The organism is Micromonospora sp. MH33, from assembly GCF_003013775.1.
In the GTDB taxonomy this organism is placed as follows: domain Bacteria; phylum Actinomycetota; class Actinomycetes; order Mycobacteriales; family Micromonosporaceae; genus Micromonospora; species Micromonospora fulviviridis.
Window position 1 is genome coordinate 1 of sequence record NZ_MUYZ01000545.1, and the last position, 2362, is coordinate 2362.

Here is a 2362-nt window from a genome sequence, read left to right on the forward strand (position 1 = left end):
CGATCGGGCTGACCGCCCTGGTGGCGACGGTGGCCGTGGCCGCCGACCGGCTGGCGCCGCCGACGCCGCAGCCCCCCGCGGCCGACCCGACGGCGGTCGCCCTGCGGTTGGCGCAGGACCTGGAGGGCCAGCAGCGGTACGACGCCGCCGCCCAGATGTACCGCGAGGCCCTGCGGGAGCGGCCCGACGAAGCCGTCCGGCTGCGCCTCGCCTTCGCGCTGCTGCGTTCGGGAGACGCCGCCGGGGCGGAGCAGACGGCCCGCCAGGTCCTCACCGACTCGCCCGGCTCACCCGACGGGCTGCTGGTACTCGGCCTGGCCGAGCGGACCACCCGGCCGGCGGACGCGCCGGAGGTGCTGCGGCGGTTCCTCGCGGTCGCGCCGGGGCACCCGGCCGCCGCGGAGATCCGCCGCCTGATCGGCTCATGACGGGCCCGGGTCCCGTCCGGTCAGGTGCGCCCGAGCCCGCCGGTACTCCACGGCGTCGATCTCGCCCAGCGCGAACCGGCGGTCGAGGATCTCCTGCGGCGTCTCCCGGACCTGCCGGCCGTGGTCGGCGGGGACGACCCCGGCAACGGCCCAGCCGCCGCCCAACCCCTCGCCGCCGCCGATCCGGAGTGGCTGGGCCGCCTGATCACCCGCCGGGAGGCGGGGCAGACGTTCACCCGGCTGCTCGACCTGCGCAACGACGTCGGCCTGCTCAGCGAGGAGTACGACCCGGCAGCCGGCCGGCAGCTCGGCAACACCCCCCAAGGCATTCAGCCTCGTCGGCCTGATCAACTCGGCACGGCAACTCGGCGGCGCGAGCACCCGCACCTCGGCCACCCGCGCCGAGCAGCACACCCCCGACTGACTCGAGGCCCCGGCGACGCTGATCGGACGTCAGCGGCGGCCCCAGGCGGCCACCGCCACCGCTGTCGCCAGTCCCGCCACGCCGGCGACGCGGTGGCGGGACAGCCAGGCCTGCGGGCTGCGGCTGTGGGAGCGGCCGGCGAAGCGGCCCCGGGCGCCGTAGTCGTGCCCGCCCGGCCCGTCCAGCGGCTGCCACAGGTTGTTCGGCCGGTCGTGATCGGCGGGGCGGCCCGTCTGCTGCGACTTGTAGCCGGTCCGGGCCAGGTACCGGTCGAGCAGCCCCGGCACGACGCGGTTGCCCAGGATGGTCAGCACCGTGGACATGCCGACCCAGTGCTCCCGGCGGCCGGGCCGGTCGACGGCACCCACGATCGCCCGGGCGGCCACCTCCGGCTCGTAGATCGGCGGGACCGGTTCGGCGTGCCGGGGCAGCCGGGACAGCAGCCAGTCGAACTGAGGGGTGTTCACCGCCGGCAGGTGCACCATCGTCACCTGCACCCTGCTGCGCTCGTGCAGCAACTCGCAGCGCAGCGATTCGGTGAACCCGACGATCGCGTGCTTCGCGCCGCAGTAGGCCGCCTGCAGGGGGATGCCCCGGTAGGCCAGTGCCGAGCCGACCTGCACGATCGTCCCGCGATCGCGGGGGGTCATGTGGGACAGGGCCACCCGTGTGCCGTGCACGTACCCGAGGTAGGTGACCTCCATGGCGCGGCGGAACTCCTCCGGCCGGGTCTCCTGGAAAGGGGCGAAGACGGAGCTGAACGCATCGTTGATCCACACGTCGATGGGCCCGAGTTCCGCCTCGATCCGGCGGGCGGCCGCCACCACCTGCTCGTAGTCGGCCATGTCCACCTCGATCGCCAGGGGCCGGCTGCCGGCGGCCCGCACCTCCTCGGCGGCGGCTTCCAACCCGACGCGTCCCCGGGCGAGCAGCGCGAGGGCGATCCCGCGCCGGGCGAGCAGCCGGGCCGTCGCCCGGCCGACCCCCGCGCTCGCCCCGGTGACCACCGCAACCTGGATGTCCTGCCGCCCCATCTCCGCCTCCTGTCACCACGACGGCGACCGGCTACCCACTGAGGTCCGGAGCAGTCCTCACGGCCGAACCGGATTCCACGTGTCGGCGCGGGACGGCCGGGTATCCGCCGGGCCGGACGGACCCGACCGACGAGAGGCGACAGCAGGTGGTTGACCACGACGTGCCGCGCGGCCCCGGCCGCCGATACGGCATGCCTCAGCCGAGACGCACGGGGCACGCGTACCCGGCCGTCGTCGGCTTGCACACCCGGTAGGGCGAGCGGCGTGCCGGGCCAGGATGTCGACCTGAACACCGGCATCGGGCCGGCGGTGCTGCGCGACTACGCGCTGCTCGCCGACGGATACCGGGGCGCGCTGGTCGGGCCCGCCGGGGACGTGGCGTGGCTGTGCGCTCCCGGCTGGTCCGATGCGGCGGTGTTCAGTGCGCTGCTCGGCGGGGCCGGCCGGTTTCTGGTCACCCCGGCGGCCGGCCGGTT

Annotated in this window: 4 protein-coding genes and 1 pseudogene; 3 read left to right on the forward strand and 2 right to left on the reverse strand. The window is 75.6% G+C overall.

Annotated elements, in window-relative coordinates; all coding sequences use genetic code 11:
• Positions 1–428: tetratricopeptide repeat protein (locus tag B0E53_RS40310; RefSeq protein ID WP_168215493.1), on the forward strand; the 428-nt coding region annotated here is incomplete at its 5' end.
• Here the strand turns inward: B0E53_RS40310 and B0E53_RS38240 are convergent.
• On the reverse strand, positions 423–752 hold the full coding sequence (locus B0E53_RS38240) for a hypothetical protein (RefSeq protein ID WP_168215492.1): 330 nt from the start codon (positions 750–752) through the stop codon (positions 423–425). The genes B0E53_RS40310 and B0E53_RS38240 overlap by 6 nt on opposite strands.
• Here B0E53_RS38240 and B0E53_RS40480 point away from each other — a divergent pair.
• A pseudogene (locus B0E53_RS40480) lies at positions 684–852 on the forward strand (glycoside hydrolase family 15 protein); the annotation flags it as partial. The gene B0E53_RS38240 and the pseudogene B0E53_RS40480 sit on opposite strands and share 69 nt — an antisense overlap.
• Positions 853–881: 29 nt before the next feature.
• Here the strand turns inward: B0E53_RS40480 and B0E53_RS35570 are convergent.
• The gene (locus B0E53_RS35570; protein WP_107079833.1) at positions 882–1886 is read right to left on the reverse strand and encodes an SDR family oxidoreductase; all 1005 of its coding nucleotides are present in this window, start codon (positions 1884–1886) and stop codon (positions 882–884) included.
• Positions 1887–2150: 264 nt separating this feature from the next.
• Between B0E53_RS35570 and B0E53_RS35575 the strand changes: the two genes are divergently transcribed.
• Positions 2151–2362 (forward strand): trehalase-like domain-containing protein (locus B0E53_RS35575; protein ID WP_210406350.1); only part of this gene is annotated, 212 nt, incomplete at its 3' end.

Bases quoted from the DNA above. Each gene is read 5' to 3' on its own strand.
- B0E53_RS35570 (WP_107079833.1), bottom strand. From the start codon at position 1,886: ATGGGGCGGCAGGACATCCAGGTTGCGGTGGTCACCGGGGCGAGCGCG.